Origin of the sequence: Thalassotalea atypica, from assembly GCF_030295975.1 — a bacterium.
GTDB classification, from domain to species: domain Bacteria; phylum Pseudomonadota; class Gammaproteobacteria; order Enterobacterales; family Alteromonadaceae; genus Thalassotalea_F; species Thalassotalea_F atypica.
Genome location: NZ_AP027364.1, coordinates 4,068,605 through 4,090,059, shown reverse-complemented (window position 1 = coordinate 4,090,059; position 21,455 = coordinate 4,068,605). Strand labels below are relative to the sequence as shown.

Here is a 21,455-nt window from a genome sequence, read left to right as displayed (position 1 = left end):
TTTATGTCGCAACAACGCGCTAAGATTACAGTAATAGGGGCAGGGTCGTATGGCTCTGCCCTTGCTATTTGTTTTGCTCGAAACGGTCATCAGACGATGCTTTGGGGACGAAACCCTGAGCATGTACAAGAAATGGCTTCAACACGCAGCAATGAAAGGTACCTACCGGGCAGTAAGTTTCCTGAAAGTTTACACTTAGAATCCGACTTGTCCTCAGCATTAGATGCAAGCGACATCATTTTGATCGTTGTTCCTAGCCATGTTTTTGGCGACATGTTAAGCCAGATAAAACCCCATTTGCGTCAAAATTCGAAAGTTGCTTGGGCAACCAAGGGATTAGATCCAAACTCTGGTCAAATACTGCAAGAAGTGGCCAAGGAGATTCTAGGTGAACAGATATCTTTAGCTGTGTTATCTGGCCCTACTTTTGCTAAAGAGATGGCAGCAGGCTTGCCGACGGCAATTTCTATGTCGTCAACAGATGATGATTTTGTTAATGAGCTTTCAGCGCTGTTACATTGTGACAAGACCTTCCGAGTGTATCGTAATAGTGACTTTATTGGCATTCAACTCGGTGGCGCCGTTAAAAACGCTATCGCTATTGGCGCGGGCATGGCCGATGGTATTGGCTTTGGGGCGAACGCTAGAACCGCATTGATTACCCGAGGTTTAGCTGAAATGACGCGATTAGGCGTTGCATTGAAAGCAGATCCCGCCACGTTTATGGGTATGGCGGGCTTAGGCGATTTAGTGTTGACCTGCACTGATAATCAATCCCGTAACCGACGCTTCGGTTTGGCATTGGGGAAAGGTGATTCAGTAGAGCATGCCATGAGTGAAATTGGTCAAGTGGTCGAAGGTTATCGTAATACCAAAGAAGTACACATGCTTGCGCAGCGTTTGGGTGTTGAAATGCCGATCGTTGAACAGGTTTATCAAGTGTTGTATTGCGGTAAAGCCGCTAAGTTAGCGGCATATGATTTACTGGCACGTACACCTAAGTCTGAATAGCTGTATACTGTAGCATCAATAAACACGGCGTTTTTCTAAAGTTAAACGCCGTGTTCAAATCCCATTTGTCGCCATGCTTCAAAAATAATTACTGCGGCTGAGTTAGATAAATTCATACTGCGACTGTCTTGAACCATAGGTATTCTAATCTTGTCCTGATCAGGTATTTGTTGACGCACTTCTTCTGGCAACCCTTTTGTTTCAGAGCCAAATAACAGGTAGTCACCTGACTGAAATTCAACGTGATGATGAAAATTGCTAGATTTTGTGGTTACCGCCAAAATACGTTTAGGCTGTTCACTCTCTTTAAACGCACTGAAATTCTTGTGTCGTTTTAAGTTGGCAAATTCGTGATAGTCTAACCCTGCACGTCTTAAGCGCTTGTCTTCAATGGAAAAGCCTAGCGGCTCAATCAGGTGTAGTCGAAAGCCCGTGTTGGCACAAAGCCTAATTATATTACCTGTGTTTGGTGGAATTTCAGGTTGAAACAGTACAATATCAAGCATATAGCAATTCATTAATCTAATTTTATTCAATTATACTCTTTAATGTTGATCCGAGAAAACTAATTGCCAATTAAAGGTGGTTATAATTTCCAATTAAATATCGTGTAGTAGGAAGAAGATGAGCACAAAATCAAATGGATATGAGTATTGGGTAAAGTTTGCGGCAAGAACCTCTGTCACTGTCGCCGTGTTGCTACTGATCATGAAAATTTTTGCTTGGTTTGATTCAGAAGCCAGCGTCATGCTGGCAACGGCAACCGACTCGCTGCTGGATTTATTTGCTTCGTTAATGAACCTGTTTATTTTAAAAATTGCACTATCGCCGCCTGATCAAGATCATCGTTTTGGTCATGGCAAAGCAGAAAGCTTAGGTAGTTTGTTCCAAGCAGCCTTCATTACTGGCTCCGCTATTTTGCTGATGTTAAATGGAGCAGACCGGCTCATAAACCCGGTCAAACTGACGCAGACCAGCTTAGCCATTAATGTCACCATAGCGACTGTTGTGCTGACGTTGCTGTTAGTATTATTTCAGCAATATGTCGTGAAACGTACTGGTTCATTAGCTATTAGCGCCGATATGTTGCACTACAAATCAGACTTACTACTGAATGTGGCGGTTTTAGTTGCGCTCGTGCTTAGTCAAAAGTTGTGGCCATTGGCTGATGGTTTGTTTACCTTGATCATTGGTGGCTATTTACTAATAAGCGCAATCTCTATTGCCAAGCAGAGCTTCACGCAGTTGATGGATCAGGAGTTAGATGAGGAGGACATTAGAAAAATAAAAGATATTGTTTTTGCTCATCCACAAGCTATTGGCATACATGATCTCAAAACACGCCAGTCTGGTCCTATGACGTTTATCCAATTCCATCTGGAATTAGACGGTGAGCTGACTTTGCTAGTAGCGCATAATATTGGTGAGAGTATAGAGCAGGAAATCGCGGCACTGTACACGTCTTGTGAAGTACTCATACATCATGACCCTAGTTCTGTTGTTAAAAATCGAACGTTAGAACTTGAGTAATCATGAGAGAATCAATAGCTATTGTTGTGTTGTTTAAACCACTTTAAAACTGCAGACATCGCTTGATCTCGATATTGATCTTGTTCAAAAAATAGCTCATGTAACGCGCCCGGAATAACCGTTGGTGTACCATGGGGACATGACTCAGGCATAGCAGCATGCAATGCCTGACAAAACTCATTTTGTGCATCATTGTCGACAACTGTGTCGTTGCCCGCTTGAAGCACTAAAGTTGGTATTTTAAGCTTTTCAATCTCGTTAAAAATATTCACATTGGCCTCTATGGCTTGCGCGAGCCAGTGAAAGGTAACGCCGCCTAGTTGCAATGACGGTGTTTGCGTATAAAGCTCTGAAAACACCTGATATCGGTTAGCTGACTGACTGAGTTTGTTGTCCTCAAAAGCAGTGGTAGTGTGATCGCTCTGGCCTAAAAAATACCATGGTTGATCAGAGAATAAGCTATTTAATTTGTCACCCGCCTTGATCAGAAAACTTGCCAGCCACGATGGTATACCCCCGCCATTGATTGCTATCATTGGCGAAGCCAGTACAGATGCTTGTATTTTTGATTCATGTTGCTGCATGTAACGTGTCGCAATCGCGCCGCCCATTGAATGAGCCAACAAATAGATCTTGTCACAGCGAGGTTCAATAATCGTATTAATAAACTTCGCTAAATCTGTACTGTAGTCGTCGAATGTTTTCACATAACCTTTATGAGGGTTTTTGGTGAGTCGCTCGGATATGCCTTGACCACGGTGGTCGATTATATGTACGTCATATCCTTGTTCAAACAATTCATGGCTTAATTCTTTGTACTTTAAATAGCCCTCTGATCGGCCTGGCACCACTACAATACAGCGCTGATGATTGGCATCTGAAAAGCTTGCATAGTTTACACGCGTATCATCTACTCCTTGAAATGAGTCAAAGTGACCTGTGAACCAGAAGTCGCTGATTGATGTCTCTACGCGTATTTTAAGATCAAGCTCTGAACTGTATGACTGTGCAAGAGACATAAATGAGATTCCTAATAGAGGTAGCAACGCGAGTAAATGCTTGATAATCGGTTTTGATTTGATCATGCGAATCAACATCCTAGTTGTATTAATTGCTTTTATTTTTATTGAGGTAATTCTACGGTAATTTGTAAGCCGCCGTCATGTTTATTTTTTGCACTGATTTTTCCTTGGTGAAGCATGACCGCCTGCTTGGCTATTGCTAGCCCTAAACCAGTGCCGCCAGAGCTACGATCTCTTGCTTCTGCAACGCGGTAAAAAGGATCGAATAATTGCGCCAAAGCGGCTTCAGGTACGCCCATACCGTTGTCACTGATAATCACTTTAACTAAGCCATTTACTTGGGAAATATCGATGTCTACGGTAGAACCATTTGGCGTGTATTTGACGGCATTATTAATCACATTCCCAATAGCGCTCGCAATTAGTTGGCTATCAACATTAAGCATAATGTCTAGCGGACAATGGTAAGCTATTGTGACCTCTTTCTCATTGGCAACAAAGGTAGCATCATCGACCAAGACAGAGATCAATTGAGTTATATTGCAGGGCTCAGTGTGAGCACTTTGTAATGTGTTTTCTAGACGAGACAAGGCAAGTACATCACCAATCATGCTATCCAATCGAGTGACTTCCAGTTCACAGCGAGCCAGATAGCTTGCACGTGCATCAGAATTATTTTCGTTATTTTGAATTAACCCTAATGCCATTTGCAGCCTTGTCAGTGGCGAACGTAATTCGTGAGATACGTCTCCTAATAAGCGCTGTTGAGCGGTCATACTTTGCTCTATTTTATCTGCCATAACATTGAAACTTTTGGCTAGGTGCCCTAACTCATCATTACGTTCTTCTTCTTTTTGTAGGCGAACACTAAAGTCTCCTTCTCCTAAGGTATGAGCGACTTTCGCAATATTTGACATGGGACGTGAAAGTGATCGTGCAAGTAGCCAGCAAAATATCATGCTGATGACCAGCGGAATGGCTACTTTTTGCCAAATTGGTAAATGGCGAAATGCCAAGGACAAGTGCTTCGGAGTTTTACTGTGCTGCGAAAAGTAGAGTTGTACAGAGGTTTCACTGATGGAAGTTTCAAGTGGCCCAACAATTTTGAAATGTGGAAACTGCCAGGTGTTTTGCTCTGTCAATTCGTTGGTCTGGATAAAGTGCTGAATTTCAACATTGGGCTTATTTCTTGTTGACCAAAGTTGGTTAGAGTTTAAATCCTTAATCCACAATTCGCGTTTAAAGGAATGCCTTTTTCGTTTTTGCAGTGTTTCAACTAAATCTTCTATTGAATTTGGCTCTATACGCTGGAGCATATTCGCCAGTGCATTCAATTGCCGCAGATCATGATCGTGAATCGGCATGGTGATCATTTCTTCACTGAGCTGTATTAATATAAATCGGGTGATTACAATTGAACTGATAGTGATCAGCCAAAACCATAAAAACAACTTAACTTTTATTGAGGCAATAACGGGCAATATTTTCTCGAACACTAGCTGTCTCCAGTGAGGAACAAGTAGCCTGAACCACGTATCGTCTTGATTTTGTCTTGCTCATCAAACTGGGAAATTTTTCGTCTGATATTACTTACATGCATGTCTATGCTGCGGTCAAAAGGACTGAGTTTACGGCCTAACACTTGTTCGGATAAAGCGTCTTTACTGACGATAGTGCCATGCTGCTCCATCAAACAATGCAGCATTTCATATTCGGTACCCGTCAATTCAACCGGTTGTTCATGGCAAAAAACTTCGCGTTTTCCGTGGTCTAATACGACACCGTTAACGGCCAATTTTTGCTGTGGAGCTTTTTGTTGAGTGACGATTTCTATACGGCGAAAAATAGCTTTTATACGAGCCAATAATTCCCGGTGATGAAACGGCTTTGCTAAATAATCATCGGCGCCTAATTCAAGCCCTAATATTCTATCGGCGTCGTCACCTTTGGCGGTCAACATCAAAATAGGTGTTTTATGTGAACCTCCAAGTGCTTTTAACACTTCAAAGCCAGATAGATTTGGCATCATCACGTCGAGTAATATTAGATCAAGGCCGTCATCATAAGATTTAGTTAATCCAGTCAAGCCGTCATGACAGCACTCAACAGCATAGCCTTCTTGCCCCAAATAGTCAGACAGCAATTGGGCGAGCTCGATATCATCGTCAATTAATAGTATGCGCTTTGTGCTCATGAGAATTTTCCTTTCACAACCTAGGGTTGATAATATAAATGAATTACATGCCAGTCAGATATATCTTTACACACATTTACACACCCTTTGCGTTTCTTTGCGTTGACCTATCTATACTTTGTTTCAATAAATCAAAACTAATTAAACACACTTATTTAAGGAAACAACATGACGTTTAAAAATACCATAAATAGTCAAAAAATAATTCTTTCTGCACTGCTTTGTGCAGTAATTAACACGCCTACAACCGTATTGGCGGAAGAGATATCTCCGTCAATTGAACCTTCCTCTTTTCATCAAAAACATCACAGAATGGACCGAAAAGTATTCAAAAAAATGGTGAAGTATTTGAAGCTTAATGAAGATCAAGTGACGCAAATCAAAATTATTCGTGAACAGGCAAAAGTCGATGGTGCAGCGATAAAATTAAATATTAAGCCTTTTTTTGAGTCAGCAGCATCTCTGAAAAACAACACAATTTTCGATGAACAAACGTTTAATGAAATGTATGCGCAATATCAAGATGAATTCGCCTCAATGGCATTGCATAAAGCCAAAGTTAAACATGCAATATATCATGTATTAACTCCTGAACAGCAGGCCAAATGGGACGATTTTAAAGCGAAAAGACAGGAAAAAAGAAAAGGAAAATTCTAAGACAAATTAAATGAAAATATTTTGGACATTTGACTTTCTACTGGCTGCCCATCCATTTGAGCCGGTAGAAAAGTCCATTTATTCATCGCAGAAATAATGGCACTTTTAAAGTAGCTGATTTTATTTTGGTGTTTAAATTCAATATTACGAATGCGTCCGTCTTTACCGATGGTAAAATTAACCAACACATCTAATTCAATCCCTTTACGTTTCGCTATTGATGGGTAACGTGGCTCGGAAGCACTGATCAATTCAGCGCTATATTTAACGGGCAAATTAACCGGTGACTTTTGCGTTTTATTCAGCCTAATTTCAAAGGGTTTAGTTAAAAGTTCATTGTTATCAGATGCGGTAAAACTGATTGAACTATCCGTTTCTTTTTCAAAAATAGTGTCTTTCTTGGTGGCTTTTAGTGCAATGTTTGCTTTAGGTTCATCTAACCCAGCCGCTAGTTCAGCTATATCATGAGCGTAAGGGTTATCTGTTTTGGCGCTATTCTCTACGGCAAAGTTTGTTTCAAAACTTGTATCAGAAGCTGTCGCTTTCGTAAGATCTTTCGACACTGTTGATGTAAAAGATTGTTGGTCTGCGGTTTTAACATTGAGCTTTTGTGCTACAACCGATTGTTGGGGCGCGAGTTCAAGAGGAATCTTCTGTTCACTACCCTCAGCGGTATTGATTGTCTGTACTACTTCACTTAATTGCTCTTGACGTTTCTCAAATATCGTAGCGGTTTCAAGTTTAACCAATTTAGGCACATGAACATCAGCTTTGGTTTGTAAAAAACTATTTGGTGATACGACGATTTTCTGTTCATTGTATTGCTTAGCAATTAATTGTTTCGCTATGGTTGTTTCGACTAATGGTTCAGGTTTATGTGAGGATTCTTCATTGAATGCTGACTTAGCCGCTTTGTTGTAAAAATTAAATAAACTTAGCTCACCTACGGCCACATTAAGCTGGGGAATTGACAAAAATTGCTTACTCATCATAAGCACTAGTGATAAACCTAATATAGCGCCGGCAAACCAACGTCCAGCATCATTATTATTGCTGCACTGATGATCAACTAAACGAATAACTCGCTGTTTTAAGTCGCCTCCTGATGCGGCCATGGCCATGGTTGGGATAGTGGCATGACGATGCTTTTTACATAATGAGGCAGTGTCAGCAAGTGTATGTGCATAGGCAACTGCATTGCCACAGTGTGCAACGGCTATATCATCACTGCAGTACTCGCGTTCTTGTCGCATTTGCTTAGATACCCACATCACCGCTGGATGAAAGAACAGCAAAATTTCGACTAAAGTTTGCAAGAAATTAACAATGTAATCGTGACGACGGATATGTGCCAATTCGTGCAGTAGCAACATTTCTAACTGAGTAGGGGATAACCCGCCCAGCATATTCGCTGGCAATAAAACGACTGGTTTCAACCAGCCTATAGCCATTGGAATATCAACCTTTAACGACACGATTAATTTTGGTGATTGCTTTAATTCCAACTGTTTAACTAAAGAAGAAAATTTTGCTTGAAGCTCTTTACTGGCTGGTATTGATTGTTGATATGGCAATCGAGTAACTGAATGCAGCTCTAACAATAGCTTAAGAGTGAGGCAAGCAACACAGACAAACCAAGTAATTGATACATAGGGTAAATATGGGGTTAACTTTGTGTACCAAGTTAAATTCACGCCGGAGGATACACCTTCACTTAACAGCGCAGTAGGCGTTATGGCATAGGCGGAGTTAATTGAATTGGAATCCAAAGAATATAATTGGTAGCACCAAAAAAAAGTAATGAGAGGGACAACTAAATTGGCACTCATTGCAAGACAAGACAAGCTATACCGAATCAACGACTTTTGCTTAGATACAATGACAAGCATTAATTTTAAAACACCAGCGATCAATACACCTTGCCACATGAAGTGGAATAAAGTGAGTGCTAAGGCGCTTAAAATTGGATTACTTGTTAAGTGTTCCAGCATTTGTATTGCTATACCTTTTTACTTTTCTAAACTGTTCAATAATTGACGAATATCATCAATGTCTTTTTGACTAGTAGTGTCATCGATTGCGCGCATCACTAGTTTAGACGTTGACCCACCAAATGCTTTACTGATGAGATCTTTAATCAATGAAGACTGAGTTTGCATTTCGCTGTTTGCTGCCGCATATACATGAGCGCGGTTGCTTTCATCGCGAATGACCAATGATTTTTCATGCATGATCTGCAATATCTTCAATACCGTAGTATAGCCCGTTCTTTGATTTTTACTGACAGTTTCATGTACTTGTCTGACAGTAGCAGGGCCAATTTGCCACAATATGTTGAGCAATGTTAATTCGGCTTCCGTCGGCTTAACGCTTGAGTTGTCTCTAGCCATTTAATACTTCCTTTATACGTAAATACTTATTTTTATGGAGTTGTGAACATCCATTTTTCGATCAAATAAGCAAAAATTTAGTGTTACAAAAATGTCACATACGAACTTAATCGTATACTCTGGATATAAAATGAGCAAATGTTTTTGTATTCTATTTTCCAGTGTCACTTAAATTTGAGTGCTACGCAATCATTCTATGGTTAAATTGCTGATAAATAATTGCGGGTTTTGCGGGGATAATTCGTAAAAATTGCGTCAACACCTAATTCACGACATTTTTCAATATCTAAGGTGTGATCTACAGTATAAACCCATACTTGCATATCTAGCTGATGAACACGTTTTACAAAACTGTGATTAAGACAATCAATTGAAGGGTTGATAGCTACGAGCGAAAGCTCGTCGGTCAAGCTTTTAACATTAAGAGGATTGCAAGCGATGAGTGCTGCTTTACTTACTTCAGGAATTATTTCTTCACAGTGCTTTAGTAAGGAATGATTGAAAGAAGAAATGATAAATTGCTGATTTGAAAAGCCTGAGTTATTAACCGCTTGGCCGATAACTTTCCTTATGTGTTCAAGGAGCGAGGTTATTTCTACTTCATTATCACTCATACATTTGAGTTCAATGTTCACCAAACATCTTCCGGCAATACAGGTTAGCGCTTGTTTAAGAGTAACAACTGACTGTTTTTCAGGCAGCGAGAGTTTTTTGATTTGTTCGCTGGAGAGCTCGCTATAGTGCTTTACTTCACCATGATTTGTATTCACGTAACGATCATGAATCAGCAACAGCTCGCCGCTTGGGTGATGCTGAACGTCGAGCTCGACGCCATCAGCACCTTGTTCAATAGCTTGTTCAAACGCAAGTAGGGTATTTTCAGGATATTCACCACTCGCGCCGCGATGTGCAATGATCAACATACGATAAACTTAAGCTTTGATATCCGCATAATGTTTACCTAGGCGCGTAACTGTTTCCGGTCCAGCTGTTTCATTAAACTCAACCATATTTTTCGCAAACGTAGTTACTACCGTTGAGCCTAGTTTAAATCGGCCCATTTCGTCACCTTTTTGCAAGGTAATGGCATCAATACCCGATGCAGGGTAATGCCAGCGGAAAACATCTTTACCGGCAGGTGGAGTGATAGTACCTGCCCAAACTGTTTCGATGCTTGCCACTATTGTCGCTCCTACAAGTACCATTGCCATTGGGCCGTTAGCCGTATCAAATATAGTCACTACTCTTTCATTACGGGCGAATAAATTAGGCACATTGTTTGCCGTCAACGGGTTAACAGAAAACAAATCGCCAGGAACATAGATCATTTCACGCAACGTGCCGGTTATAGGCATATGAATACGATGATAATCTTTAGGGGCTAGGTAAATGCAGGAAAACTTACCGTCTTCAAATGGCTTCGCAGTCTGCTCATCACCGCCGAGTAACGTGGTTAAACTGTAATCAAAACCTTTTGCTTGAATCAGCTTGCCTGCTTCGATATCACCTTGCTGGCTAATTTTTCCATCTACCGGATAACAAAGCGTCATCTCATTATTATTAATGGTGCGAGCCCCATCTTCTAATTCTCGAGTGAAAAAATCATTGAACGTATTGAAATCAGTGGCTTTCTTCAACTTCGCTTCATCCATGTTAATGTCATAAGCCTTGATAAACCAAGATATGGCTTGGGTGGTGAACCATCCAGCCTCTGCTGCGGCAAATTTACCTACTAAACGTGACAGGGCATGTTTAGGCATAATGTACTGTAAGGTAATTTTTAATTTATCAAGTAACACGAATTTTCCTTAAATCATTCAATAATAGGGTGTGAATTAATCTCTAAATCGAGACGTTAATGTATTTGTATCTAAACTATCGACAATGCGTTGAAAACTTGCCAGTCGTTCAGGGTGTATTTTTCCCTGCTCACTTGCTGCAATCAAAGCACAACCGGGATCTTTTTTATGCTTACAATCTCTGAATTTACAGGTTCCTAAAAAGTCTGAAAATTCGATAAACCCTTCAGCAACTTGTTCTGGAGATAAATGCCAGAGGCCAAATTCCCGAATTCCTGGGGAGTCAATTAAGTCTCCGCCTTCTTTAAAATGGTATAGTCTGGCAACTGTTGTTGTATGTTGTCCGAGCCCAGAGTTTTCTGATACTGATTTCGTTAATAAGCCAAGTTCAGGCATTAGCGAATTTACCAATGTTGACTTACCCACTCCTGACTGTCCAACAAAAATACTGATGTGATCTTTGAGTTGAGTGCGTAAATCCTCAATGCCATGCTCGCTCTCGCTGCTGGCAAATAATATTTGATAGCCAATATCTCGGTATATGTCTAATTGCTTGGCAATTTCTTGCTCTTGTGCACCATCAAGCAGATCAATTTTATTGAGCAAAATAGTGGGCTTAATACTGATTTGTTCACAGGCAATAATGTATCGGTCGATTATGTCTGCATTAAATGCGGGGAGTACAGAAGAAACAATAACAATTTGGCTTATATTTGCGGCAATGGGCTTTACGCCGTCATATACGTCAGGACGGCTTAATTCGGAAGCCCGTTCATGTACGGCTTCAATAACACCTGAAATACTGTGCTCAGTCTCCTTACCTTGTCGCCATAACACTTTATCACCACAGACGAGTGATTTGATAGAACGGCGCAAATTACAGCGGTGAATGTCACCAGACTGACTTTCAATGTCTGCATGTTGGCCGAATCGGCTGATCACCACACCTGTTTGAGGCTCGCCTAACTCTTCATCTTGCCAATTGACGGTATCGTTTTTGCGATTTAGCTTTTTGTCTTGATTAGCTTGTATGCGCCTTGTTTGACCTTTGGTCAGCTTTCTCTTTTTCGCCACGGGTAAAGTTTCGTTAATTTCGCCAATGGATAAACAATGGCTTTTCATCATGGTTAGTTCTCACGTATTATACTTAGTTATTAATCATTCACCTAATGCTTATCTTGGTAGGCATTTGCTTAAAGAGAAACGCATGAGTTGTAATGACAGTAATTTAATCTGGTTAGATCTCGAAATGACAGGCTTAGAACCTAAAGTCGATGTTATTTTAGAGATTGCTACGATAGTAACTGATAGTCAGTTAAACATTTTGGCCGAGGGTCCTGTGTTTGCGATTCACCAAACAGATCAGATACTCGATAATATGAGCGATTGGTGTATTGAACATCATGGAAAATCGGGTTTGACACAGCGTTGTCGCGACAGTAAAACGGATTTGGTAACGGCAACACAACAGACACTGCAATTTGTTGAGCAATTTGTCGCCAAAGGCAAGTCTCCCATGTGCGGCAACAGTATTGGCCAAGATCGCCGTTTTATTAATAAATATATGCCGGATTTTGAAGAGTACTTTCATTACCGTAATTTGGATGTCAGCACCATTAAAGAGCTAGCCAGACGCTGGAAACCAGAGGTGCTGGATAAAGTCGTCAAGACGGGAGCGCACTTAGCGTTAGATGACATTAGGGAGTCAATTGCAGAGCTCAAAGTCTATCAAGCGCACTTTTTTAATCTTTAAGAAAACATTCATCATAAGACTTCTATATTGTATCGGCCTTGCACATTTTCATATATGCAAGGCCGTATTTCCTATCATTCACTTCTAATTTGATTCACCTAAAACTTGTTATATGAGTGAGTACACTTGCGCCTCTCTGTGTGTTTTTACAAGCCTTTGCATGTCTATAACAATTAGATTATCCTTGAAGGTCAGACCAGTTTGTAGAACAATAAAATAACTAAAGATTATAAAAGAGATAACCTTATGGCCAATCGGTTTAGTAAAGCAGTAGCAAAAATTTATACTTTTCCTGTGTTTACGCAAAGTTTTTTGCTGACGAAACTATTCTGTACTATGGTGAAATATGCAAATACGTCAGGCGTCAAAATTATTGCAGTCAGTCAACGTCAGACGCACTTAACCCTCAAAAATAGAAAAAAAGTACAAAATCACATTGGTGGCGTTCACGCAATTGCGGCGAGTTTATTAGCTGAGTCTGCGACCGGCATCGTGTTTGGCATGAACGTACCAGACAGTCATATTCCATTATTAAAATCTATGACAGTAAATTACACGCGGAGAATGCAAGGAGACTTGAGTGCAGTGGCTACACTAACTGATGAACAAGTCACGCTAATTCAATCACAAGATAAAGGGGATGTGATAGTTTCGGTTAAGATCACGGATGAATCAGGGCTAGAGCCGATAGACTGCGAAATGCATTGGGCGTGGGTAAATAAGAAACGTTAATCCGTAGCCTTTGAATATCTAAATGAATCCATTACACTAGCAAGAAGCATTTGTTCGATTATTGTACATGCAATGATCGAGCAGTGAATTTGAAGGAATATTCAACCAAATAACAAGGAAGTGCCAATAATAAAGTTGGTCAATTGTAATGGATAATAGCAAGTTAACGCCTTTTTCTAGGCAAATTTTGTCACAAATATTACTCATCATTTTTGTGATGGTCTGTGTTGTGCTGTGCATAGGTTCGTTGTTTTTTCAACACCAAGTAAAGTTGGAAAGTCAGCTATCAGAGCAGCTTCCACAAACAAAAATAGCGCTAGAAACAGCAAATAAGAATGCACAATTTCTTTACGCACTTAATAACGTCGGACGTTATAAATTAGGTGATATGTTAAAAGAAAATCATCAAGTGATTATTGAAAACTTCTCGTTTTTATCCAACAGACAACAATTACAACATGCTGATTTATTAGAATTTGATCAGGCAATATTAGAACGTCTTGGTGAAAACAGTGAGAAAAATGAAACGTTCAGGCAACAAAGTGCTAATCAGGCACATATTATTTTGGCCTCGTTTGAGCGTGTGATGTTGCAAAAACGCCCAATAGAGGGAATGCAAACAACAGATGAAAAACTGCATTTCATGCATCGTATGCTGACACGTATATCTCATCAACTTAATAACCTAAATATACAAACGCCAATCGATGACTTTGAACTTTTCGCTGAAAATGTGCTACAAGTCTTCACGCTATATGATGATGTAAAAAGCCTCGGTCAATTTCAGAATATTTCATTGCAAATGAATGAATTACATCATCTGCTTATTGAAGAGCAACGCTTGCTGGCAAAATGGCGTGGTTATTTACGGTTATTTGCCCCATATCAATTAGCGGTTGAGCAAGCGTTGGCATCAATTCCACACAGCCCTACCGGCACTAAAGTGCTTCTAAAACATCAACCACTGGCAAAAATAAAGTTATTGAGCCAATTAGGCATTGATATTTCATACGAGCAGATACTTGCAGTTATATGGGGCGGGTTAATATTATCAGTGTCTGTGCTTTTATTTTTGTTTTTTCGACTATATCGAACGGTACAATTTCACCAAGTACATCTTAAAAATGTCGTTCAACACACGCTCGATGGTAGTGCGTTGAATGAGCTGGTTTTACAAACTCAAGACGCCGAAGAAATTGGTAGCCAAGTCAGTAGCGTAAGTCGCCCTGAACATGATGAAGAAGACTATAAAAACCTTGAACAAACGTTACGTAAACGCCTTGAACATATCATGCATTCTACGGACGTATCTGACTGGCGTTTGACGTCTGGCCAACTTGACAAAGAGTCTACTGAGACCATAAAAATGGTAACTCAGAGCAATCAAGATATTGCTCAGACATGGCGACGTAACTTTTCGTCATCTACGACAAAAAGTATTATCAAGTGCGCTCGCTTAGTGAAAGAAACAAAAAAAAGTGAATCTATAGAAGTAACTTTACTTTCAGGGCCGGCTGTTGTGTTGACTATTGCATTTGAGCAAGAACAGTGGCTCGGCACAATTGCGAATAATGAACTCAAAATTGCACAGCTTAATGAAATTGAATCATTGCGCAGCCAACAAGAAATTGTCAAAGCGCAGGCACACAAAAACTCGAATGAAAGTTATGAGAAACTGTCGCAAATGTTGGTGCAGGCAATGTTGCAAAATCAAAACATTGCATTGGTCTCAGGGATATCTATTCAATCATCTTATCGACCTTTGGCTAGGATGTATGAATGGATCAGACAGCAGCAGATTATCGCTCAATTGAACTACGGCGAAAAAAACAGAAACATGCAAGATGTTGTTTTGGGAGATGAAATTCATTGTGCTGCTTTTAATGCCTTTAATGAAGCTCAATTGCAGCAAAATAATCTTGTTTTACAGTGTGATGAAAATCTTGCCGAACAAGCAAAAATTGATGTCAGACTTTTCACGCGCCTGTTAACGAGTTTTTGCCGGACAGCATTGAAGGAGCAATACAAAAGCCAAATGCTACTAACGGTAACCGCCATTGATCAAAATGCAGGACAGCAACTGATCAAGTGTAGTGCCCATGTAACTACCTTAAAAACATTGATCGAATTACCCTCACACGCATGCCTGATTAATGACGGCGCGCTCAATGATAATAATAAAGAGGCCGAGACATACTTCTTAAGATTGTACCGCGCATTTTATGGTAAGAACTTAAACGCAGAGTTAACTGATCTTGGGTATAAAATTTCATTTGAAATACCCATTGCAACCTCACTTAAAGCTAAGACTAAATCGTTAGAATATTCAGCGAAAAATTATCATGCATTAGTACTGTGTCGGGATAAACAAAAACAAAGCGTTATTAAAAAATACTTGGCGCAAGTCATGTCCAAAGTTACGGGTTTGACAGAAATTGAGCTATTTTCAGAACAGTTTGGCGTGAGTTATCTGAACAGGCACAAACTCGATATTGTCGTCTTTGCCGAACACGAAAAAGAAAGCGTTGAAGATGTCATTGCTCATATCGATAGTTTGCCTAAAGCAAAAAGACCTAAGCTTATTGTATTACAAAACAGCAACAATGACTCTTTATCGCGAAACGGCCTTTATTCGCTGGTGGTAACGCCGCTTTGCCAAGAAAAATTACAGAGTGAATGCGAGCGTATTTTACGATCACCTGAAAATAGTAATCTATTAATTTGCAGTGAAAAATTAACGCCGTTTAAATATGAACCGAGTCAAGTCGAGGTATTGCTGGCGGTAAAGTCTCCTCAGCAACATCAAGGTTTATGGCTCATTTTGCAATGGTTAGGTTTTCATGTAAAGGTGGTTTGTCATGGTAAATCTATGGAAAAACATTGGCAATCTGGCCGCTATTTGGTGTTATTTAATGAGTTTACACATAGTCCGTTAATTGAGTTACTAACCGGTAAAACCATTGCACGGGGAGTGTTTAGTTTCTCTAACGAAGAAGTCATCGAGCTCGATGAAAAACAAGCAGAAATTGCGAAGCATTGGCACTTTGGCACCGTGCCTAAAATTACACAGATTAAAACGATAGTACAGTTATTGTCACCTTGGTTAAAACATCAAGTTCGTGTTCACAAAAATGATGTCGCGATGGAGCGATCTTTGGGCATGAAATCAGGCACTGATGGGCAGGCGCTACTGGATCCTAATATTTTTGATTCTAGCCTGCTTGATACCCTGTTGCCGGCTTTTGATTTAGATAAATATGCTAACAATCAAGGCTCGCCTGAACTCGCAGTGTATATGCTAGAAGACTACATTACCTCATTAGAGGAAGACATTCGTTTAATCGAAGTCACGTTAACCAAGCAGTTGTACAAACCTCTTGATTCGCTATTAAAACAGCTTAATTTGACCGCTAATATATTATCCGCCACCGGATTAATACAAGTTGCTCAGCAGCTTGAGCAATCGCTTGTTAACGAAGCGTACGATAAAATGGAACGTTTGCTTGTACAAGCCAAGTTAGAATTGTCTGCCATCAAGGCTTATGCTGAGGCGATCTAAGCATATAAACAAGTGAGGAAAAATGGAGGATTGTGTTAATAAAAATGAGGCAGGTATACCAGCTAGTCCTTGCGTTAGAAATTGCTGTTTAGATCCGCAGGATATCTGCCTTGGTTGTTTTCGCCACCTTGATGAAATTACCCAGTGGCAGTCTATGTCAGTGAAGAGAAAAAAAGACACATTACGTCTGTGCGCCTCGAGAAAACAGGCGCATGAGGAACACTACTCATAAGTTGACTGTTTCCTAGGCTTTAGGCGTCTCTTGGTAGACCCTTTTCAATCGATCGGATCAAGCGCTCATTCAGACGAATAATCTTATTGCTCTTATCCTGCTGCGCTTTTTCTAACTGATGTTGTAGGTGCGCCTGTTTGGTTTGCTGTTGTTTTAGTGCCCATTGCACGTGTTCTTTGATGATGGCGTCTTCAACGTCTTTTTTCTGTGTTAATGCGCTAAATATCGCCTCATGGTATGGGGCGTTACCCAATGCAACGGCAATGTTACGTTGCCAGCTTTGAAAACCAATTCTTCGAATGGGAGAGCCTTGGGTTCTATCAAGAAACTCCGTTTCCGTCCAATCGAACAACTCAAGTAGGTCGGTATTGTCGAGTGCTTGTCTGGGTTGAAAGTCATCTACAATTGAGAGTTTCGCAAATTTATTCCAAGGGCAAATTAATTGACAATCATCACAGCCATATATCCTGTTGCCAATGAGTGACCTAAATTCTTCAGGTATTGCACCTTGAAGTTCGATGGTTAAATAAGAAATGCACCTTCTTGCATCCACTACATACGGCTCAACAATAGCCTGAGTCGGGCAAATCTTAATGCACGATATGCAACTACCACACTTATTTTCAACACTTGTACTATCGAGGGTTAAGGGAATGTTGACTAATAATTCACCGATAAAAAACCATGAGCCTGCCTCTTCGTTGATCAGCAAACTGTGTTTTCCGACCCAGCCCAGTCCTGCTTTTTCGGCAAGGGGTCGCTCAAGTACTGGTGCAGAATCTACAAAAGGACGAAAGTTAAATTCTTCGCAATACTCGTGTATTTTTTTACCTAGTTGCTGCAGTCGCTTGCGCATCAACTTATGGTAATCGCGGCCCAATGCATAACGACTTACATAGGCCTTGGATTTGTTTTTTAGGGTTCGGGCAAACTTTGCATCAGTGGGTAAATAATCTAAGCGGACACTTATCGCCCGAACCGAACCTGGTTCTAGTTCGTGAGGGCGTGCTCGCATCATGCCATGTTTTTCCATGTAGTCCATATCACCGTGGTATTGATTATCTAACCACTTTTGCAAGTGTTGTTCATGAACCGATAGGTCAATATCACTGATACCCACTTGGGAAAATCCAAGTTCCTCGCCCCAAAGCTTGATTTTTTCAGCCAGATCTTGATAGTGGATAGTAGAATTCATTTATTCGTTATTGCTATGTCGTTAATACCTTTGCAGCAGAGTTTACCACAGCCTGTCTATAGTGCGACAGACGTACTCAGTCATGAGAAAGTGGTCGCTAAATCATTTGGCCTTTCATTATATCAACTGATGGAACGGGCCGGCCAAGCGACATTTGATTATTTGGCTAAACACTATGATAAGCACAATACGTTGTTGGTGCTATGTGGCAAAGGGAATAATGGCGGAGATGGTTTTGTTATTGCTCGTCTTGCAATTGAATATGGCTATCACGTGCAAACCATTAGTTTGGTAGAGGAAAAAGACATTAACGGAGATGCTAAACAGGCATTATCAGTGTTACACCAGGTTAGTCCAAGTGTCAGTCCTGTACTCTTTATCAGTAATCTCGCCGAAGTTAAATCGATCATCGATGCGTTTCAAGGCGAACTTATTGTTGATGCCATATTTGGTATCGGATTTAAGGGTACTTTGTCTGAAGAGTATAATGCAGTTATAAAAGCAGTAAATGAAAATCAAGCTGAGGTATTAAGTGTTGATGTACCATCGGGACTCAATGCAACGACTGGCAATGGTGATGGTATTATCGCTACGGCCACAGTGACTTTTATCGCCATCAAGCAAGGGTTGTTAACTGGTGTTGCTTCTCATTATGTTGGGCGGATTATCTACGCTGATTTAGAGGTTGCTACTGAATTTGTGTCAACATTGAAAAGCAAGATTATTGCACAGGGTCGCCAACATTTACCTTGCTTAGCCGCTAGAACTCAAGCGATGCATAAAGGCAATATTGGACTTGCGTTAACTGTTGGTGGTAATGAAAATATGCCTGGGGCAATAAGGCTTGCCAGTGAAGCCGCATTGAGAACCGGCGCAGCTTTAGTTGCCGTGTGCTGCCATAAAGATAATCATAACCTTATGTTAAATGGTAGACCGGAGCTAATGCTAGCGCCAGATACTCCAGCTGAACTAGCTCAATCACGATTTTTCGACAAAGCAGGCGTGATAGTGATTGGCCCCGGTCTAGGTAGTGAAGCATGGGCTGTCAATTTATTTGAACTAATGTGTGAGCACAAGAGCCCTCTTATCGTGGATGCTGATGCGCTAAGGATACTCAGTCGTAACCCACAAAAGCGAGATGACTGGGTATTAACACCACACCCAGGTGAAGCCGCGCATTTGTTAGGGACAGATACGAAGACAATCGAAAAAGACCGATTTTCTGCTGTTACTGAAATAACTCAACGTTACGGTGGCATATGCGTATTAAAAGGCGCGGGTAGTTTAATTTGTGACGGCGAACGGACTTGGATTAACCAAACTGGAAATTCAGGGATGGCTACGGGTGGCATGGGGGACGTATTATCAGGCATAATAGCAGCATTAATTTTACAGTCTCCATCAGTGATTGATGCGGTAAGGCTTGCGGTGAGTATTCACGGTCAAGCGGCGGATAGTGTTGCCAATAAATATGGTCAACGAGGTTTATTAGCCAGCGATTTATTCGAACCGTTGCGATGCTTAGTCAATCAGTATTAATAAATAGGAAATAACTAATAGTACCCATGGCCCAATTATCACTCATAGATGAAGCCGCTACTGTTGAATGTGGAAATCAGCTAGCACAAGCGGTAAAAAATAAAGTAAAGCAAGGGATTACTGTGTACCTAAACGGTGATTTAGGGGCAGGGAAAACCACTTTTACTCGTGGCTTTGTCAAAGGCATGGGTCATAAAGGTAATGTTAAAAGCCCAACATATACGCTAGTTGAACCCTATGAGTTAGAGGGGTGGCACGTCTATCACTTTGATTTATATCGACTGGCCGATCCAGAAGAGCTGGAATTTATGGGTATAAGAGATTACTTTAACTCACAAAGTTGTTGTTTTATTGAATGGCCAGAAAAAGGCTATGGACTATTGGCTAAACCTGATCTTACTATTAACATAGCGTATGATAACGAACAACGTTGTGTATCATTTGAAGTGAATTCCACTTTGGGAGAACAGGCATTGTCAGCACTAATGGAATACTATCGCAGTTAAAAGGCTTCAAGTTGCTTAAACGTATTAAAACTTATTGTTTATTATTACTCTTATTTTCGTCGGTTTTTTCCGGACAAGCTTTTGCTAAGGAAAAAATAAACGGTATTCGCGTTTGGCCAGCTCCTGAAAACACACGTGTTGTTTTTGATTTAACGAATAAACCTCAGTACAGCTATTTTAGTTTGTCGAGTCCTGAACGATTAGTTATTGATTTCAAAAACAGCAAAAATATTGTTGCGCTCAAGGATCTTGCGAAAAAAGATCCGCGCATAAACCGCATTCGTACCAGCAAGGCTAAAACTAAAGGCGGTTCACGCATCGTGCTTGAATTGGCTGACAAATATAAACTAACGGTATTTCCACTCGCACCTGCCGGCCAATATGGCAATCGACTAGTTGTTGATTTACACGACAACGCAAAGGTTATCCCAAAGGCAACGGTATCTGTACCGAAAAATAAAGCGCGCGATATTATCATAGGGATTGATGCGGGGCACGGCGGTGAAGACCCCGGCTCAGTAGGCCCTAAAGGGACCTATGAAAAGCGAGTGACCTTAGCCATCGCAAAGAAACTTCAAGCGCTGATCAATAATGAAAAAGGGCTAAAAGCGGAAATGATCCGCAAAGGGGATTATTATATTCCGGTTGGTAAACGCAGTGAAATAGCCCGTAGAAAACAAGTAGATTTTATGGTGTCTATTCACGCCGATGCGTTTTATACGCCCCAACCTCGAGGTGCTTCTGTCTGGGTGGTATCAAACAGACGAGTAGAATCTGAGCTGGCGAAATGGCTACGCAACCGAGAGAAAAATTCAGAGCTGTTAGGTGGAGGTGGCGGTGTTATTAAAAATACTTCAGATGAAAACTTAGCCATTACTCTGGCTGATATGAGCAAGGAACATACGCTAGAGGTGAGTATGTCGATGGCGTATAAAGTGCAAAATCAGCTGAAAAAAATCACAAAAATGCACAAGAAAACACCACAACATGGTAATTTTGGCGTATTAAAAGCGTCAGACTATCCGTCGATACTCGTTGAAACGGGATTTATTTCTAATCATCAAGAAGAACGAAATTTAACGTCGAGTGTACACCAAAATAAATTAGCGAAAGCTATCTTTAACGGTGTTAAATCTTACTTCTCCGATCGTCCACCTATGGACTCGTATTATGCAAAAGTTGTGACCAAAAAGCACCGCGTTTCAAAGGGTGAGTCGCTGTCTGTTTTAGCACAACGATATAAAGTATCTGTGAATAAAATAAAATCAGCTAACAATCTCACCAACAATACAGTGGTGATTGGACAAACGTTAAAAATTCCCAGAGCCGATTAACT

At 40.6% G+C, this 21,455-nt stretch carries 20 protein-coding genes; 10 read left to right on the top strand and 10 right to left on the bottom strand.

Annotated elements, in window-relative coordinates; all coding sequences use genetic code 11:
* Positions 1-3: 3 nt before the first annotated feature.
* A complete protein-coding gene (gene gpsA, locus QUE03_RS18375; protein WP_286263425.1) occupies positions 4-1,011 on the top strand; it encodes an NAD(P)H-dependent glycerol-3-phosphate dehydrogenase in 1,008 nt (335 codons plus the stop codon).
* A gap of 41 nt (positions 1,012-1,052) precedes the next feature.
* Here gpsA and trmL read toward each other — a convergent pair whose 3' ends face one another.
* Positions 1,053-1,517 (bottom strand): tRNA (uridine(34)/cytosine(34)/5-carboxymethylaminomethyluridine(34)-2'-O)-methyltransferase TrmL, encoded by a 465-nt coding sequence (gene trmL / locus QUE03_RS18370; RefSeq protein WP_286267916.1) that lies wholly within the window; start codon positions 1,515-1,517, stop codon positions 1,053-1,055.
* Positions 1,518-1,635: 118 nt separating this feature from the next.
* Here trmL and QUE03_RS18365 point away from each other — a divergent pair, with 118 nt between their 5' ends.
* The gene (locus QUE03_RS18365; RefSeq protein WP_286263424.1) at positions 1,636-2,541 is read left to right on the top strand and encodes a cation diffusion facilitator family transporter; all 906 of its coding nucleotides are present in this window, start codon (positions 1,636-1,638) and stop codon (positions 2,539-2,541) included.
* A gap of 11 nt (positions 2,542-2,552) precedes the next feature.
* Here QUE03_RS18365 and QUE03_RS18360 read toward each other — a convergent pair whose 3' ends face one another.
* The 3 genes from QUE03_RS18360 to QUE03_RS18350 are packed head-to-tail and all read right to left on the bottom strand — an operon-like array spanning position 2,553 to position 5,757.
* Positions 2,553-3,626 (bottom strand): alpha/beta fold hydrolase, encoded by a 1,074-nt coding sequence (locus QUE03_RS18360; protein ID WP_286263422.1) that lies wholly within the window; start codon positions 3,624-3,626, stop codon positions 2,553-2,555.
* A 38-nt stretch (positions 3,627-3,664) separates the two neighbouring features.
* The gene (locus QUE03_RS18355) at positions 3,665-5,059 is read right to left on the bottom strand and encodes an ATP-binding protein (protein ID WP_286263420.1); all 1,395 of its coding nucleotides are present in this window, start codon (positions 5,057-5,059) and stop codon (positions 3,665-3,667) included.
* A complete protein-coding gene (locus QUE03_RS18350; RefSeq protein ID WP_286263419.1) occupies positions 5,059-5,757 on the bottom strand; it encodes a response regulator transcription factor in 699 nt (232 codons plus the stop codon). Before QUE03_RS18350 ends, QUE03_RS18355 begins: the two co-directional genes overlap by 1 nt.
* A gap of 168 nt (positions 5,758-5,925) precedes the next feature.
* On the opposite strand from QUE03_RS18350, the gene QUE03_RS18345 reads away from it, so the two are divergent.
* Positions 5,926-6,414: a Spy/CpxP family protein refolding chaperone gene (locus QUE03_RS18345; protein WP_286263418.1), complete on the top strand. Its 489-nt coding sequence runs from the start codon at positions 5,926-5,928 to the stop codon at positions 6,412-6,414.
* Here the strand turns inward: QUE03_RS18345 and QUE03_RS18340 are convergent.
* From QUE03_RS18340 to rsgA, 5 genes are all read right to left on the bottom strand, one after another.
* Positions 6,411-8,405 carry a M56 family metallopeptidase gene (locus tag QUE03_RS18340; protein WP_286263417.1) on the bottom strand — a complete coding sequence of 665 codons (1,995 nt, stop codon included), beginning with the start codon at positions 8,403-8,405 and terminating at the stop codon, positions 6,411-6,413. The two genes, QUE03_RS18345 and QUE03_RS18340, sit on opposite strands and share 4 nt — an antisense overlap.
* 18 nt (positions 8,406-8,423) lie before the next feature.
* Positions 8,424-8,804 carry a BlaI/MecI/CopY family transcriptional regulator gene (locus tag QUE03_RS18335; protein WP_286263416.1) on the bottom strand — a complete coding sequence of 127 codons (381 nt, stop codon included), beginning with the start codon at positions 8,802-8,804 and terminating at the stop codon, positions 8,424-8,426.
* A 200-nt stretch (positions 8,805-9,004) separates the two neighbouring features.
* Entirely contained in the window at positions 9,005-9,727 is a 723-nt protein-coding gene (locus tag QUE03_RS18330; protein WP_286263415.1) for a glycerophosphodiester phosphodiesterase, read from the bottom strand.
* Between the two features lie 9 nt (positions 9,728-9,736).
* On the bottom strand, positions 9,737-10,603 hold the full coding sequence (asd, locus tag QUE03_RS18325; RefSeq protein WP_491136833.1) for an archaetidylserine decarboxylase: 867 nt from the start codon (positions 10,601-10,603) through the stop codon (positions 9,737-9,739).
* Between the two features lie 36 nt (positions 10,604-10,639).
* Positions 10,640-11,677, bottom strand: coding sequence for a small ribosomal subunit biogenesis GTPase RsgA (gene rsgA / locus QUE03_RS18320; RefSeq protein ID WP_286267913.1), 1,038 nt, complete (start codon positions 11,675-11,677; stop codon positions 10,640-10,642).
* Between the two features lie 133 nt (positions 11,678-11,810).
* Here rsgA and orn point away from each other — a divergent pair, with 133 nt between their 5' ends.
* The 4 genes from orn (at position 11,811) to QUE03_RS18300 (ending at position 16,879) form a co-directional block, all read left to right on the top strand.
* Positions 11,811-12,356 (top strand): oligoribonuclease, encoded by a 546-nt coding sequence (gene orn / locus QUE03_RS18315; RefSeq protein WP_286263414.1) that lies wholly within the window; start codon positions 11,811-11,813, stop codon positions 12,354-12,356.
* 246 nt (positions 12,357-12,602) lie between these two features.
* Positions 12,603-13,088, top strand: a complete 486-nt coding sequence (locus QUE03_RS18310) for a DUF4442 domain-containing protein (protein ID WP_286263413.1) — start codon at positions 12,603-12,605, stop codon at positions 13,086-13,088.
* Between the two features lie 148 nt (positions 13,089-13,236).
* On the top strand, positions 13,237-16,647 hold the full coding sequence (locus tag QUE03_RS18305; protein ID WP_286263411.1) for a hypothetical protein: 3,411 nt from the start codon (positions 13,237-13,239) through the stop codon (positions 16,645-16,647).
* Between the two features lie 22 nt (positions 16,648-16,669).
* A complete protein-coding gene (locus tag QUE03_RS18300; protein WP_286263410.1) occupies positions 16,670-16,879 on the top strand; it encodes a DUF1289 domain-containing protein in 210 nt (69 codons plus the stop codon).
* 19 nt (positions 16,880-16,898) lie between these two features.
* On the opposite strand, the gene queG is transcribed toward QUE03_RS18300, so the two are convergent.
* Positions 16,899-18,074 (bottom strand): tRNA epoxyqueuosine(34) reductase QueG, encoded by a 1,176-nt coding sequence (gene queG, locus QUE03_RS18295; RefSeq protein ID WP_286263409.1) that lies wholly within the window; start codon positions 18,072-18,074, stop codon positions 16,899-16,901.
* Here queG and QUE03_RS18290 point away from each other — a divergent pair.
* From QUE03_RS18290 to QUE03_RS18280, 3 genes are read left to right on the top strand one after another with little or no spacing between them, the layout of a single operon-like run.
* Positions 18,057-19,613 (top strand): NAD(P)H-hydrate dehydratase, encoded by a 1,557-nt coding sequence (locus QUE03_RS18290; protein WP_286263408.1) that lies wholly within the window; start codon positions 18,057-18,059, stop codon positions 19,611-19,613. The genes queG and QUE03_RS18290 overlap by 18 nt on opposite strands.
* 26 nt (positions 19,614-19,639) lie before the next feature.
* Complete coding sequence (gene tsaE, locus QUE03_RS18285; protein WP_286263407.1) at positions 19,640-20,119, top strand: tRNA (adenosine(37)-N6)-threonylcarbamoyltransferase complex ATPase subunit type 1 TsaE; 480 nt, start codon at positions 19,640-19,642, stop codon at positions 20,117-20,119.
* Between the two features lie 11 nt (positions 20,120-20,130).
* Entirely contained in the window at positions 20,131-21,453 is a 1,323-nt protein-coding gene (locus QUE03_RS18280) for an N-acetylmuramoyl-L-alanine amidase (protein WP_286263406.1), read from the top strand.
* The last annotated feature ends 2 nt before the right edge of the window (positions 21,454-21,455 follow it).